Genomic DNA, 14,213 nt, shown 5'->3' with positions numbered 1-14,213 from the left:
AATTCCCGTTGATCCCGAAGCACCTCGTGAAAGGAGAAACCATGAGCCCGAAAATCACCGTTCTGTTCTACTCCACCTATGGGACCAACCACGCCATCGCAGAGCAAGCCGCGCGCGCCGCCGAAGAGGCAGGCGCCGAGGTCCGCCTGCGCCGCTGCGCCGAGACCGCCCCGCAGGCCGTTGTCGATGGCCAAGACGCGTGGCGCGCCCAGTTGGACAAGATGCAAGACATCCCCGAGGCCAAACCCGAGGACATGGAATGGGCCGATGGCTATTTCATCTCGGCCCCCACCCGCTTTGGCGTCGCCGCCAGCCAGTTCCGCACCTTCATCGACACGCTGGGGCCGCTCTGGCAGTCAGGGGCGCTGGCCAATAAGGCGATCACGGCGACCACTTCGGCGCAGAACCCGCACGGCGGGCAGGAGACGACGCTTCAGTCGATCTATGTCACCGCGATGCACTGGGGTGCGATCATCGTGCCGCCGGGCTATGCCGATGGCGTCAAATTCGAAGATGGCGGCAACCCCTACGGATACTCCTGCGAACCCGGCCCGCTGAGCGACACCGGCAAGAATTCCGTCGCCTATCAGGCAAAACGTTTGGTTGAATACGCCGAAAAGATCAGCGGGTGATCGCATCCCGCAGCGCCGGGAGGAACCGCTGTTCGTAATCGCTGCCAACCAGCGGCCCGGCAAAGCGGAACAACACCGTGCCGTCCCCGTCGACGATGAAGGTTTCCGGCGGGGCGGTCACGCCCCAATCAATCGCCACACGCCCCTGCGGGTCGAAACCGACCCCGGCAAAGGGGCTTTCTTCGTCTTCGAGATAGGCGGTCGCGTTCTTCTCGGTATCCTTGAAATTGACGCCGATGATGTTCATCCCCTCGGCCTGCATCTCCAAGAGCTTGGGATGTTCGGCGCGGCACGGCGGGCACCAGCTGGCCCAGAAGTTCACCAAGCTCACTTGCCCTGCGCGCAGCATGTCATCCGTGGCCTGCGGATAGCCGGGCAGCGTGTCTGCGGGCATGGCAGGCGCCTGTTGCCCCACCAGCGTCGAGGGCAGCCCCTCGGGATCGTCGCGGTACATGCCCACGGCGGCCAGTGCGACGAAGGCGGCAAAGATCACCGGCGGCGCGATCATCATGGGCGAGAGTTTAGCCACGGCTTCCGGCCTCCTGCTCAGTTTCTTCCAAAGCCCGGCGCGCCGCGCGACCGCGCCAGAGGGTCAAGCCGATCAGCGCCGCCAGAAGCAGCAGAGATAGGGCATAGGCCGAGAGCACCTCGGCCGCGTATTTTCCAAGATCCGGCATCACGCCCCCCTGTTCATCCGCGCCCTAAGCGCCGCCGTACGGCGCAGGCGAATTTCGGTGCCCGTGCGGTAGACCACCAGCGCCAGAAACAGCAGGCCAAAGCCCAGCATCGCTAGCACAAGCGGGTAAAAGAAAACATCCGCCACGCTGCGGTTGCCCGTGGCCACGGGGATCGAGGTCCCTTGGTGCAACCCTTGGTTCCAGAATTGCACCGCATAGCGCGACAGCACCGCAAAGACGGAGCCAACAAGGCAGAGAACCGAGGTCAGATCGGCGGCGGTGTCCGGGTCTTCGACCGCCTGCCACAGCGCGATATAACCCAGATAGAAGAGAAACAGGATCAGGAAGGACGTAAGCCGCGGATCCCACGCCCACCATGTGCCCCACATCGGCTGGCCCCAGATCGCCCCCGTGACCAGCGCGATCAGCGTCATCACCAGCCCCACGGGGGCCGCGGCCTTGGCCGCCAATGCGCTGACGTGGTGACGGCGGATCAGCCAGATGAGCGAGGCCACGAGCATCATGAACCACGCATTGATCGCCATCAGAGCGGCGGGCACATGCAGATAGATGATCTTGACCGTGCTGCCTTGCCGCGCGTCATCAGGCGTGCCGAAAAAACCCCAAAGCAAGCCCACGCTCACGAAGGCCGCCGCCAGCACCCAAAGCGCAGGTTGCACGCGCTGCGAAAGCGCAAGGAATTTGACCGGATTTGCGTATTGCCAAAGGGACATGCAGACTACCTATCGCGCGGTTGGGTGGTGCTCAATGCACGATTTGTTGGGGTCATCGCAACCCCATCCGTAAGACAGCCGCTGCGGCAAATGGCATCAAGGCCACCACGGCCAGCGTCAGCCCCGCCAGCATCAACAGCGGCGTGGCGGTGTCCAGCCCCGCCGTCCCGCGCCGCGCGACCTCGGCCCCGAAAATCAGCGTCGGGATATAGAGCGGCAGCACGAGTAGCGACAGCAGCAACCCGCCGCGTTTGATCCCCACCGTCAGCGCCGCGCCGAACATGCCGATCACCGACAGCGCCGGCGTGCCAAGCGCCAACGAGGCCAGCAGCCACAGATGCCCCGGGGCCGCGAGTTGCAGCATCACGCCCAAAAAGGGCGCCGCCAGAACCAGCGGCAGCCCGGTGGTCAGCCAATGCGCCAAAGCCTTGACCGCCAGCGCCCCTTCCAGCGGCAGCGGTGCCGTCAACAGCAGCTCCAACGAGCCGTCTTCGAGATCGAGCGCCAGCAGACGGTCGAGCGACAGAAGACAGGCCAAAAGCGCCCCGAGCCAAAGCACACCGGGCGCAATCGCGCGCAGCAGCGTGGCCTCTGGCCCGACGCTGAAGGGCACCAGCATCGTCACGATCAGGAAGAACGCCAAGCCAAGGCCAAAGCCCCCGCCTGCCCGCAGCGCCAAGCGCAGGTCTCGTAGCAGCAACGCCTTCATAGAAAGGCCGCATCGCTGGCGCCGAGATCGGCATCGGGGGCCGCACGGTAGGCGCTGATGTCGAGCATCCGCGCCTCCACCCCCAGATCGATATGCGTGGCCATGAGGGCCGATCCGCCCGACGCCAAATGCCCGCGCAGGACAGAACCGAACAGCGCCACCGCATCCGCGTCGAGCGAGACCGTCGGCTCATCCAACACCCAAATCGGCCGCCCCGTCACCAAGAGCCGCGCCAAGCCCAAACGGCGCTTTTGCCCGGCGGAGAGGGTCGCGGCCAAACGGTCCGCCAAAGGGCGCAGCTGATAGCCATCGAGTGCGGCGGAAATGTCAGTGTTGCCAAAGACCTGCGCCCAAAAGCTCAGATTCTCGCGTACGGTCAGCATGGATTTCAGCCCATCCGCATGGGCGGCATAGGCGACACGGTCCTCCGCCCCCTCGATCTGCCCCGTGAGCGGCGCTTGCAGCCCCGCGATACAGCGCAGCAGCGTCGTCTTTCCGGCACCGTTCGGGCCGCGCAGCACCAAGGCCTCCCCCGCCGCCAGCGCGAAGGACAGGCCCGAGAGCACGGGCACCCCGCCGCGTGCGACGCTGAGGTTGCTGACTTGCACTGGCCGCGCCGCTCCGCCCTTAGACCGGCAAGAGGGCCAGCGCGATGCGCCGCCCCTCGCTCAGCAGAATGTTGTAGGTGCGGCAGGCGGCGGGAGACGACATAACCTCGACCCCCAGCCCGGCCTCTTCCAAGGTCTCACGCAGGTCATCGGGGATATGCGCCACCTCCGACCCGGTGCCGAGAAAGACGACATCCACCTTGCCCGCCAGCGCCAACACCGGCGCGGGATCGGCCAGACCGCCCCAGCCGGTGATGCCCTCCGGGCCGATCACCTGCGCGCCCTCAACGACCTCTCCGTCGATGCGGAAGAAGCCGGGGCCGTAGCCGTCGATCGGTTTGGCGTCGGTATAGGTGATCTCATTCAATCGCATGTCGCGTCCCTCACAGGCTCAGATATTCCACAGCGGCAGGCCGAGGATAGCCGATGCGGCGATGACGATATAGGCCACCGTGCGAAAAAGCCGCTCTCGCTTTGGGTCAAATAGCCGCGCCCCGATGATATTGGCGATGACATTGGGCACCCCGGCCAAGAGGCCCAGCCACAGCACCGGCCAGACCACCTGCCCCGTCGCCCCGAGCATGGCAAAAAGCATCAGGTCGAGCCCCAGTAGATAGAGCAAGAAATTCGCCCGGATCACCGCAGCGGGCCTGCGGCTTGCCATATAGAGCAGGATCACCGGCGGCCCGGCGATGCCCGCAAAACCGGTCATAAAGCCACCCAGAGCGCCGGTGGCCGTCACCAGCTTCGCATCAAGCGGCCCGTGATAGCGCCAGCCCGCGAGCAGCAGCGCCAGAAGCCCCAGCACCACGCCCGAGACGATCCAGCCGAACCCCTCGGGCGAGATCAGCGACAGCCCCCATAGGCCCAGCGGCATGCCGATCAGCACGCCGAGCAGCAGCCGCCCCACTTCACGCGGCGCGCCTTCGCGCAGGGCATCGGGGAGGTTTGGCAGGGGGCCGATCACCTCGGCAGCGGTTAGGAAAAGAATCGCTTCGACCGGAGGCAGGACAGAGGCCGCGACGGGCATGATGATCATGGCAGAGCCGAAACCGGCGAAGCCGCGCACCAGCCCCGCCACGATCACGGCCAGCGCAAGCCATGCCACCCCGGGGGTGGCGATGGCCTGCGGCAGCAGGTCAGGCATCAATATTGGCGAATTGCGTGCCCGCGCCCGCGTCGGGCTTGGACCAGTCGCGCTTCACGCCAAGGTAAAGCACCACGTTCTTGGCCACATAGACCGAAGAATAGGTGCCCACGATCACGCCCCAAGTGATGGCAAAGACGAAGGCCCGGATCACATCGCCGCCCAAGATCAGCAGGGCGATCAGCGCCAGCAAGGTGGTGCCCGAGGTCATCAGCGTACGGCTCAGCGTCTCGTTCACGCTGAGGTTCATCACATCGCGCAGGGGGCGCTTTTTGTATTTCCGCAGATTCTCCCGCAGGCGGTCAAAGATCACCACGGTGTCGTTGATCGAATAGCCGATGATCGTCAGGATCGCCGCCACGACCGGCAGATCGAAACGGATCTGAAGGAGCGAGAAAAGCCCGATGGTCAGCACCACGTCATGGAACAGGGCCACCACCGCGCCGACCGAGAACTGCCATTCGAACCGCAACCAGATGTAGATCAGGATCGCCGCCAGCGCCCCGCCCACGGCAAGGAAGGCGGTCTGGATCAGCTCGCCCGAGACTTTGGGGCCCACGGATTCGACAGAGGTGAACTTGATATCGGGGGCCACGCCTTGCAGTGCCGCTTCGATGGTTTCGATCGTGTCGGTCGTCGCCGCCTGCTGCCCTTCTTGGGCCTGCACGCGGATCATCGCCACATGGCGGTCGGCACCGAAACCGGGATCGAAGACCTCGGAAATCGTGACGTCGCCCAATTCAAGCGGCGCGAGCGCATCGCGGTAAGCGCCCACGTCGACGGCTTGGGAGCTTTCGGTCCGCAGGGTGGTGCCGCCCCGGAAGTCGATGCCGAAGTTCAGCCCCATCACGCTCCAAGCGATCAGGGACAGGACCATCAACACCACCGAAGCGCCAAAGGTGATCTTGGCATAGCCGAAGAAATCGAAGTTCGTATTGTCGGGTACCAGCTTCAGTCGCATGTCAAACCTCGATTGTCTTGGGACGGCGGCGTTCAAACCAGATCACCACCAGCAAACGGGTGACGAAGAAGGCGGTGAAGACCGATGTGACGATGCCCAGCCCCAGCGTGACGGCAAAGCCGCGCACCGGACCGGAGCCGAGAGCGAAGAGGATGACCGCCACGATGAATGTGGTGATATTTGCATCCAAAATGGCGCTGAGCGCACGTTCATACCCCAGCGAGATTGCCCGCGCAGCGCCTTTGGCATTGCGTTGTTCCTCGCGGATACGCTCGAAAATCAGCACGTTGGCGTCGACCGCCATGCCGACGGTCAGCACGATCCCGGCGATGCCCGGCAGCGTCAACGTGGCCCCGATCAGGCTCAACAGGCCAAAGATCAGCCCGACGTTGATGATCAGCGCGATATTGGCAAAAAAGCCGAACAGCCCGTAGGACGCCCACATGAAGAACAGCACGGCGACGAAGGCGACCATGGTCGCGATCTTGCCCGCGTCGATGCTGTCTTGGCCCAGTTCCGGGCCGATGGTGCGCTCTTCGACAAAGCTCAGCCCCGCAGGCAGGGCCCCGGCGCGCAGCAGCACAGCAAGGTTGGTGCTTTCCTCGACCGAGAAGCGCCCGGTGATGATGCCCGACCCGCCGGGAATATGGCTCTGGATCGTCGGCGCGCTGATGACTTCATCGTCGAGCACGATGGCGAAGGGAGAGCCGATGTTCTCAGCCGTGTAATCGCCGAACTTCCGTGCGCCGGAGGTGTCAAAGCGGAAAGACACGGCAGGCGCGCCGTTCTGGTCAAAGCTCGGCTGCGCGTCGACGAGTTGTTCGCCGGTGACGACGGGGGCGGTCTCAATCGTGTAGAAGACGCCCTCTTCGTCGGCGGCAGGCAGGATCGCGTTGCCGATGCCGGGGTTGTCGTTTTCGTTCGAGCCACGATTGACCACCGGATTGAAGGTCAGCTGCGCCGTGGTGCCGATGATGGCTTTCAACTCAGCCGCCGAACCGATGCCGGGCACTTGGATCAGGATACGGTCCGCCCCCTGACGCTGGATCGTCGGCTCACGGGTGCCAACTTCGTCAATGCGGCGGCGCACGATTTCGAGGCTCTGCTGCATGGTGCGTTCGTCGGTCGCCTGTTTTTCGGCATCCGACAGGGTGATGGTGATGATGCCATCGGCCCCGCTCACGTCGATGTCGCTGCCGCCTGCGCCGGTCACGGTGGTGACGGGCCGGGCCAGATCACGGGTGATCTGCAGCGCCTCGGCCATTTTCGACGGATCGTTCAGACGGACCCGCAACTCCCCCGCTGGCGCTTCTTGGCGGCGCACCGGGGTGAGACTGCGCAGAGCGTCGCGGACCTCGGGCCATTGGGCTTCCATGCGCGAGGCATAGACATCGGCCAGTTGCACTTCGGCCAGCAGATGCGCACCGCCGCGCAGGTCAAGGCCAAGGTTCACCAGCCCCGAGGGCATCCATTCGGGCCAAAGCGCGCGCTGCGCTTCCAGTTCGGGCGTGCTGCCCTGAACCTCGATGGCCGCAACGGCGTCATTGTGCTTTTCGACAGGAGCGTAAAAGGCATTGGGAAGCGCCAGCCAAAGCCCTGCCAAACAGGTCAGGACAATGACAATCCGCTTCCACAGATCAATCTGTAGCATAGTTCCGCCTTTGGGTTGCGGCCTCGGGGTAGGGTTTATTTCGCCGGTTCGGTCTTGGAGACCACGGTGGCGATGGTGGCCTGCACCACGCGAATTTTCACGCCCTCGGCGATTTCCACCTCAAGCTCACCGTCGTCTTTGACCTTGGAGACCTTGCCGATGATGCCGCCTTGGGTCACGACCTGATCGCCCCGGCGCAGACCGGCCACCATGGCCTGATGTTCCTTCGCCTTCTTCTGCTGCGGGCGGATGAGCAGAAAATACATGATCGCGAAGATCAGGATCAGCGGCACGAATTGCTGGATGCCTTCCATGGGGGTCGTCCTTTTCGATGGGTATTGGGCCACAAAATGGGCCTTGAGAATTTGGCCAGAACCTATGCGCGGTGACAGCGGGGTGCAAGGTGGAAAGCCGATGCCGCCTGCCCGCCCGCGCGGGGCCAATCGCCGCATGGTTGCGGCCCCTACCCCCGCACCGCACATTAAGGCATAAGGCAGCAAAACCGACTCACCCGATCTTGAGGACAAACCCATGCACGACATCCGCGCCATCCGCGACAATCCCGAGGCTTTTGACGCCGCTCTCGCCCGCCGGGGCGAGGCTGCGATGTCGCACGCGGTGCTGTCCCTCGATGCCGCGCGCCGCGCCAAGATCGCCGCCGCCGAGACTGCCAAGGCCGAACAGAACAAGGCCAGCAAGGAAGTCGGTGCCGCCAAGGGTCGGGGCGACGAGGCCGAGTTCGAGCGTTTGCGCGCGCTGGTCAGCGACAAGAAGGCCGAAGTCGCCGCAATGAACGCCGAGGCGCAGGAGTTGGACGCGAAGCTGACCGACATGCTCGCCCGCATTCCCAACAACCCCGCCGATGACGTGCCCCAAGGCGATGATGAGAACGACAATGTCGAGGTGAAAAGCTGGGGCGAGAAGCCCGCCTTCGACTTCAAACCGGTCGAGCATTACGAGATCAAAGGCGTCAAACCCGGCATGGATTTTGAGACCGCGGCCAAGACTTCGGGCGCGCGTTTCGTCATGCTGAAAGGCGCCGTGGCGCGCATCCACCGCGCGCTGGCGCAGTTCATGATCGACACCCATGTTGACGAGAACGGCCTGACGGAGGTGAACTCCCCCGTGCTGGTGCGCGACGAGGCGATGTATGGCACGGATAAACTGCCGAAATTCGGCGAGGACAGCTATCAGACCACGGATGGCTGGTGGCTGGTGCCGACCTCCGAAGTGCCGCTGACCTATTCGGTGGGCGGCGACACGCTGGAGCAAAGCGCTCTGCCGATCCGTCTCACTGCCCATACGCTCTGCTTCCGTTCCGAGGCCGGGAGTGCCGGGCGCGATACCGCCGGGATGCTGCGCCAGCACCAGTTCGAGAAGGTCGAGATGGTCTCAATTACGCACCCGGATGAGAGCGACGCCGAACAGCAGCGCATGGTCGGTTGCGCCGAAGGCATTCTTGAAAAGCTCGGCGTGCCTTACCGCACCGTGATCCTCTGCACCGGCGACATGGGTTTTGGCGCACGACGCACCTATGACATCGAGGCGTGGGTGCCGGGGCAGGATTGTTACCGCGAGATCTCCTCGGTCTCGACCACCGGCGATTTTCAGGCGCGGCGCATGAACGCGCGGTTCAAACCCGAGGGCGGCGGCAAGCCGCAGTTCGTGCATACGCTGAATGGCTCGGGGCTGGCGGTTGGGCGTTGCCTGATCGCGGTGCTGGAAAATGGCCAGCAGGCGGATGGCTCGGTGAAACTGCCCGAGGCGCTTGCGCCCTATCTGGGGGGCAAGACGACCCTCACTGCGGAAGGTGTGCTCGCCTAAGGGTGGGCCGCCGCGTGGCCCGGGATCAAGCCGCAGGCGCCGGGCCATCGCCTGCCCGCCCGGACGGGTAGGCGATTTAGTGAGGTTGGGGCGACTTGGCGAAGTCACGTTATGGTTGAGCCATAAAGTGGCAGTGTCCAGCCGTTCCATCGCCCACCCGCGGGCAGCGCTGGCCCTTGGTTGCCGTGGCGAGCAGGCGCTCTAGGATTAGATGTACCGCAACAGCTAATCCCACGAGGCCCCGCTTGCCCAAATCCTCCCGCACCCTGATCGCAGCGCTCGCACTGCTGCTCAGCATCGCCTTTGCGATCTCGCCCTTCTTCGTGCCCAGCTTCTCGGGCTTTGATCCGAACCAATTTCCCATTCCCCAAGACAACCCGCCCGCGCAGCCTGCGGGCTATGCCTTTTCCATCTGGGGGGTGATTTACCTCTGGCTGATCGTGGGTCTCGGCTATGGTCTGCTCCGCGCGCCGCGGGATGGGCAGTGGCACGACATGCGCGTGCCGCTCTGCCTGTCGCTCGCTGTGGGGACCACATGGCTCGCCGTGGCCACCATGAGCCCGGTCTGGGCCGCGATACTGATCTGGATCATGCTGATCACCGCGCTGATCGCCCTGTTCCTCGCCCCGGTCGAAGACCCGCTCTGGGCCGCCGCCCCGATGGGGCTCTACGCGGGCTGGCTCTCTGCCGCTTCCTGCGTGTCGCTGGCGCTTCTGGCCGCAGGATACGGCTATTTGGAAGAGCAGACGGCGGCGGTGGTCTTTGTCGGGCTGGCGATTGCAATCGGCGCCATCGTCCAGACCGCTCTGGGGCGGACACCGACCTATGGCATCGCGGTGATCTGGGGGCTGGTGGGCGTGGTCGTGACCAATTGGGGCGAGACGCCCTTGGTCGCCTATCTGGCGCTCGGGGGCAGCGTCATCGTGGCGCTGCCCACCGTCAGGGCGTTTCGGCGCGGCTGAGCGCGCTTAGTCCTTGCGGCGACCGTCGGTGTGCTTGCGCAGCTTCGACGGCGCCGCTTTCTTGCGGTTCTTATAGGGGTTGGCGTCGGACTGGCCGCGCATCCACAGACGGATCGGCGTGCCGGGCATGTCGAAATCCAACCGCAACCCGTTGACCAGATAGCGCGTGTAGCTGTCCGGCACCTTGTCAGGGTGGCTGCACATCACCACGAAGCCCGGCGGGCGGGTCTTGGCTTGGGTCATATAGCGCAGCTTGATGCGCTTGCCCTGCGGCGCGGGGGGCGGATGCGCCTCCATCATGCCCGAGAGCCAGCGGTTGAGCTGCGCGGTGGTCACCCGGCGGTTCCAGACCTCATAGGCGCGCATGATCGCGGCCTGAAGCCGGTCGAGGCCCCTGCCCGTCTTGGCCGACACGGTGATCAGCGGCGCACCGCGCAACTGCGGCAAGAGCCGCTCGAAGCTCTCTTTGAGATCGCGCAGTTTCTCCTGCCGGTTCTCTTCGATGTCCCATTTGTTCACGGCGACGACAACGGCACGGCCCTCACGCTCGGCCAGATCGGCGATGCGCAGGTCTTGCTGCTCGAACGGGATTTCGGCGTCGAGCAAAAGCACCACAACCTCGGCGAATTTCACCGCGCGCAGACCGTCGCTAACGCTGAGCTTTTCCAGCTTCTCCTGAACCTTGGCCTTTTTGCGCATCCCGGCGGTGTCGAAAATGCGCATCGGCACTGGCTCACCATCCGGCCCGGCCCATTCGGTGGTCAGCGAGATCGCATCGCGGGTGATCCCAGCCTCTGGGCCGGTCAGCAGACGGTCCTCACCCAGAATCTGGTTGATCAGCGTCGACTTGCCCGCATTGGGGCGGCCCACCACGGCGACCTGCAGCGGCTTGGCGCGGGTCGGCATCGGCAGGGATTCGGCTTCGAGATCGGCGTCATCCTCAGGCAGGTCCACATCCGTCTCGGGCGCGTCTTGGGTGGCACGTTCGGCATATTCATCCGCCAGCGGCATCAGGGCCGTGTAAAGATCGGTCAGCCCCTCACCATGTTCGGCGGACATGCGAATGGGCTCGCCCAGCCCCAACGAATAGGCCTCGATCATGCCGGCGTCGGCGGCCTTGCCCTCCCCCTTGTTGCCCGCGAGAATCACATGGGCGGATTTCTTGCGGAGGATTTCGGCAAAGACCATGTCAGAGGGGGTCACGCCCACGCGGGCGTCGATCATGAAGAGACAGACATCGGCCATGTCCACCGCACGTTCGGTCAGGCGGCGCATCCGGCCTTGCAGGCTGTCGTCGGTGACCTCTTCCAGTCCCGCGGTGTCGATCACGGTAAAGCGCAGGTCGGCCAATTTGGCCGCGCCTTCGCGCAGGTCGCGGGTCACGCCGGGCTGGTCATCGACCAGCGCAAGGCGTTTGCCGACAAGGCGGTTGAACAGCGTGGATTTCCCGACATTGGGACGGCCCACGATGGCAAGGGTAAAGGACATAATTCAGGCTCCGGGCCCCGGTTGGGCCAGTTCAGACACGCGCCTTAGCCTATTTGCGGCCTAACGGAAAGCGTGCAATTGCCCCTTGGTGGAGACGACATATAGCGTGCCGCCCGCCACGACGGGGGCGGTGGTTGCCCCGCCGGGGATTTGGGTGGTGCCGGTCAGCCCGCCGCTTACGGGGTCAAAGCTGCGCAGCACCCCGTCGTTGGAGGCCACGATCACGCGCCCCCCGGCGATGATCGGGCCGTAATGGGCCACCACTTCGGATTGTTTCTTGGGCTTGTCCTTGACGAAATTCGGCAGCGGCGTGCCCCAGATGCGGCGGCCCGTGCTGGCGTCGAGCCGGACCAATTCGTTCAGGTCCGTCACCGCAAAGACAGAATCGCCCGCAGGCCAGACCGGACCGATCGCCCCGTCGCGCGCGACCCACTTACGGTCGCCGCTGTTGACATCCAGTGCGGCCAGACGGCCCGAATGGTTGCCCACATAGACAGTCCCGTTCGAGACCACAGGCGCGCTTGTCACATCGCCCACAAAGCTCAGCGCGCGGCCCGGACGTTTGCCCAGAACAGAGGTCGACCACCGCTCAAGCCCGCCTTGGCGGAACAGCCCCTGCACCTCGCCCGAGCCGAAGGCAAAGATCGCCAGATCGCTGGTGACGGCAGGCGCAGGCGCGCCCAAAACGTTGCTAAGGCTGGTGACCGCACCGGTTTGCCACTGAATGCGGCCAGTCGCCTTGTCCAGCGCCCAGCCGGTATCGTCGCGCGCCGTGAGATAGACCAGATCGCCCGAGACGGTCGGCGTGCCCGAACCGGTGGCGTCAAGGTCTTGGGTCCAGCGCACGCCGCCCGTCGTCACGTCGAGCGCGGCCAGAACGCCAAAGCCCACGGAGACATAGAGCGTTTCCCCATCCACGGCGAGGCCGCCACCGGTGGCTTGGCCTTCGCGGTCGGATGCAGGAGTGAGGTCACGGGTCCAAAGCGTTTGGCCCGAGGTCGAGGTCGCTGTGACCTGCGCCCCGGCGTCGAGCGTGAAGACACGCCCGCCCGCCACCACCGGATCGGCGGTGATACGTTGTTTGCGGCTGTCGCCCGCGCCGATATCGGCGCTCCAGACCGGCTGCAAGGCGGTCCGCAGCGCGGGATGGCTAATGCGGGTCGCTGCGGTGCCGATGCTATGGGTCCAATTGGCGTTGTTCACCGTGCCGCCCAGAGCGATGGCGCGGCTGGTATTCTCTGGCACGGGACCGGTGGCGCCGTCAAAGGCAGGGTCTTGCACGCCGGGGTTTTGCAACACCGCGCGCACGTCTTCGCGTTTGCCCGGCAGATAAGTCTGCTCGTCCGCGCAGGCCGTCAGCAACAGCGCGGCACCAATGGCCCCCGCCACGCCCAGACCCCGCAGACCCGCATAGCCGGGTTCGGTTTCGCGATGCTTCGTCATGGACCTGCTCACTTTCTGTCTTTCCTCAACCTTCACGCCCCCGCCATTTTTGGCGGGTGGATATGTGTCAGTCACCCGTTGCTTCGGGGATCTCCAGCGCGGCCTCTGCGGCGGCGCTCTCGTCACCCGGTTCTTCACCCAAGGCCACAATCACCTGAAGGGCGCGTTGTTGCAAGTCCGGGGTGGTTTCCGCGTCGGAGAGAATGGACTGATAGCGCGCCACGGCCTTGTCGGTCTCCCCCTCTTGAATGTCGATCAGGGCCAGTTGCTCTTCGGCCAGCAGGCGCAGCGGGGCACCGGGCTGGGCCAGCGCTTCGAGGGCCTGACGCCGCTCAGCCACGGGCACCGATTGGCCCTGCAGGGTCACGATCTTGAACTGCGCCAAGGCCCGGTAGATCGGCGCGAGGTCACCGTCGAGCGCGATAGCATCCAGCTGTTCCACGGCGGCATCGGTTTCACCCGCCTCGGCCAGCGCATCGGCGCGCATGAAGTTCAGCACAGCGCGGGCACCGGGGCCATCGGCCTCAATCGGGGCGAGCGCTTCGGCGCGGGCATTGCTGGCATCCGCTTCGAGCGCGGCAAGCATCGCATCCCCCAAAGCTTCGGCCTCGGCCCGCTCCTGTGCTTTGCTGTATTCGTTCCACGCGGCGCCACCGACGATGGCCACCACGGCCAGCACGGCGATCCAACCATAGCGGCGCAGGTAGCCGTACAGCCGGTCGCGGCGGACCTCTTCGTTCACTTCGTCAATAAAACTGTCGGTATCGCTCATCGCGCCCTGCCCCCGGCCTGATTTTGCCCCTCTTACCGCGCGTGGCCAGCCAAGCCAAGACCCAGCGAACCGCAGCGCCTTTTCGCCGACGGCTTGGCCCGGGGGCGCGGCACGCTAGGTCAGGGGCAGAATGCAGCGAAAGGAGACGATGATGAAAGCGATTGCACTGGCGGCGGGTGTCGTGATGGCGGCCATGCCCGCATTGGCGCAGGATTTGGTGGCCAAAGTCTCACCCCATGACGTGCCCACGACGATGGACCGGCTGGAAAGCGCGGTTGAGGCGGCAGGGGCCGAGGTCTTTGCCCGGGTCGATCACGCCGCCGGGGCCGAAAAGGCGGAGATGGAATTGCGCCCGACGCAGCTTTTGATCTTTGGCAACCCAAAGCTCGGCACCCCCGCGATGCAGGATGCCCAGACCGCCGGGCTGGACCTGCCGATGCGGGTGCTGGTCTACGCCGATGGCGAGGGGGCCGTGCATGTGACCTATGCCGCGCCTGAAACGCTGGTCACCGCCCACGGCCTGCCCGAAGAGGCGGAATATCTCACCAAGATGACCAAGGCGCTAGACAATCTCACCGCTAAGGCGATCGGCGAGGAATAACGCC

Annotated in this window: 17 protein-coding genes; 4 read left to right on the top strand and 13 right to left on the bottom strand. The window is 64.9% G+C overall.

Features of this window, described 5'->3' with window-relative positions:
* The first annotated feature begins 41 nt into the window (after nt 1-41).
* Nucleotides 42-632 carry an NAD(P)H-dependent oxidoreductase gene (locus tag ACGYLO_RS13900; protein ID WP_271689672.1) on the top strand — a complete coding sequence of 197 codons (591 nt, stop codon included), beginning with the start codon at nt 42-44 and terminating at the stop codon, nt 630-632.
* Here ACGYLO_RS13900 and ACGYLO_RS13895 read toward each other — a convergent pair.
* Genes ACGYLO_RS13895 through yajC form a run of 10 tightly spaced genes read right to left on the bottom strand, consistent with a single transcriptional unit; the run spans nt 622 to nt 7,433 of the window.
* A complete protein-coding gene (locus ACGYLO_RS13895; RefSeq protein ID WP_271689671.1) occupies nt 622-1,161 on the bottom strand; it encodes a DsbE family thiol:disulfide interchange protein in 540 nt (179 codons plus the stop codon). The genes ACGYLO_RS13900 and ACGYLO_RS13895 overlap by 11 nt on opposite strands.
* The gene (gene ccmD / locus ACGYLO_RS13890; RefSeq protein WP_394374198.1) at nt 1,154-1,309 is read right to left on the bottom strand and encodes a heme exporter protein CcmD; all 156 of its coding nucleotides are present in this window, start codon (nt 1,307-1,309) and stop codon (nt 1,154-1,156) included. The genes ACGYLO_RS13895 and ccmD overlap by 8 nt, the downstream gene beginning before the upstream one ends.
* Nucleotides 1,309-2,043, bottom strand: coding sequence for a heme ABC transporter permease CcmC (ccmC, locus tag ACGYLO_RS13885; protein ID WP_067266389.1), 735 nt, complete (start codon nt 2,041-2,043; stop codon nt 1,309-1,311). Before ccmC ends, ccmD begins: the two co-directional genes overlap by 1 nt.
* A 52-nt stretch (nt 2,044-2,095) precedes the next feature.
* Nucleotides 2,096-2,752 carry a heme exporter protein CcmB gene (gene ccmB / locus ACGYLO_RS13880; RefSeq protein ID WP_271689669.1) on the bottom strand — a complete coding sequence of 219 codons (657 nt, stop codon included), beginning with the start codon at nt 2,750-2,752 and terminating at the stop codon, nt 2,096-2,098.
* Nucleotides 2,749-3,360, bottom strand: a complete 612-nt coding sequence (gene ccmA, locus ACGYLO_RS13875) for a heme ABC exporter ATP-binding protein CcmA (RefSeq protein ID WP_271689668.1) — start codon at nt 3,358-3,360, stop codon at nt 2,749-2,751. The genes ccmB and ccmA overlap by 4 nt, the downstream gene beginning before the upstream one ends.
* Nucleotides 3,361-3,379: 19 nt before the next feature.
* Nucleotides 3,380-3,733 (bottom strand): Mth938-like domain-containing protein, encoded by a 354-nt coding sequence (locus ACGYLO_RS13870; protein WP_067266397.1) that lies wholly within the window; start codon nt 3,731-3,733, stop codon nt 3,380-3,382.
* Nucleotides 3,734-3,751: 18 nt separating this feature from the next.
* Nucleotides 3,752-4,507: a sulfite exporter TauE/SafE family protein gene (locus ACGYLO_RS13865; RefSeq protein ID WP_271689667.1), complete on the bottom strand. Its 756-nt coding sequence runs from the start codon at nt 4,505-4,507 to the stop codon at nt 3,752-3,754.
* Entirely contained in the window at nt 4,500-5,468 is a 969-nt protein-coding gene (secF, locus tag ACGYLO_RS13860) for a protein translocase subunit SecF (protein WP_209218656.1), read from the bottom strand. The genes ACGYLO_RS13865 and secF overlap by 8 nt, the downstream gene beginning before the upstream one ends.
* A gap of 1 nt (nt 5,469) precedes the next feature.
* Entirely contained in the window at nt 5,470-7,119 is a 1,650-nt protein-coding gene (gene secD / locus ACGYLO_RS13855; protein WP_209218655.1) for a protein translocase subunit SecD, read from the bottom strand.
* 35 nt (nt 7,120-7,154) lie between these two features.
* A complete protein-coding gene (yajC, locus tag ACGYLO_RS13850; RefSeq protein ID WP_067627241.1) occupies nt 7,155-7,433 on the bottom strand; it encodes a preprotein translocase subunit YajC in 279 nt (92 codons plus the stop codon).
* 217 nt (nt 7,434-7,650) lie between these two features.
* On the opposite strand from yajC, the gene serS reads away from it, so the two are divergent.
* A complete protein-coding gene (gene serS / locus ACGYLO_RS13845) occupies nt 7,651-8,943 on the top strand; it encodes a serine--tRNA ligase (RefSeq protein WP_271689666.1) in 1,293 nt (430 codons plus the stop codon).
* A gap of 245 nt (nt 8,944-9,188) precedes the next feature.
* Complete coding sequence (locus ACGYLO_RS13840) at nt 9,189-9,905, top strand: hypothetical protein (protein WP_271689665.1); 717 nt, start codon at nt 9,189-9,191, stop codon at nt 9,903-9,905.
* 6 nt (nt 9,906-9,911) lie between these two features.
* On the opposite strand, the gene der is transcribed toward ACGYLO_RS13840, so the two are convergent.
* From der to ACGYLO_RS13825, 3 genes are all read right to left on the bottom strand, one after another.
* Entirely contained in the window at nt 9,912-11,393 is a 1,482-nt protein-coding gene (gene der / locus ACGYLO_RS13835) for a ribosome biogenesis GTPase Der (protein WP_067266411.1), read from the bottom strand.
* A 60-nt stretch (nt 11,394-11,453) separates the two neighbouring features.
* On the bottom strand, nt 11,454-12,836 hold the full coding sequence (locus tag ACGYLO_RS13830) for a PQQ-binding-like beta-propeller repeat protein (RefSeq protein WP_394376861.1): 1,383 nt from the start codon (nt 12,834-12,836) through the stop codon (nt 11,454-11,456).
* A gap of 67 nt (nt 12,837-12,903) precedes the next feature.
* Complete coding sequence (locus ACGYLO_RS13825; protein ID WP_271689662.1) at nt 12,904-13,608, bottom strand: tetratricopeptide repeat protein; 705 nt, start codon at nt 13,606-13,608, stop codon at nt 12,904-12,906.
* Nucleotides 13,609-13,759: 151 nt separating this feature from the next.
* On the opposite strand from ACGYLO_RS13825, the gene ACGYLO_RS13820 reads away from it, so the two are divergent.
* A complete protein-coding gene (locus ACGYLO_RS13820; RefSeq protein ID WP_271689661.1) occupies nt 13,760-14,209 on the top strand; it encodes a DUF302 domain-containing protein in 450 nt (149 codons plus the stop codon).
* Nucleotides 14,210-14,213 lie beyond the last annotated feature (4 nt).

Source organism: Sulfitobacter sp. 1A13353, from assembly GCF_043557255.1.
GTDB classification, from domain to species: domain Bacteria; phylum Pseudomonadota; class Alphaproteobacteria; order Rhodobacterales; family Rhodobacteraceae; genus Sulfitobacter; species Sulfitobacter faviae.
The sequence above is the reverse complement of the archived record's forward strand: the minus strand, read 5'-3'. Positions and strand labels throughout refer to the sequence as shown.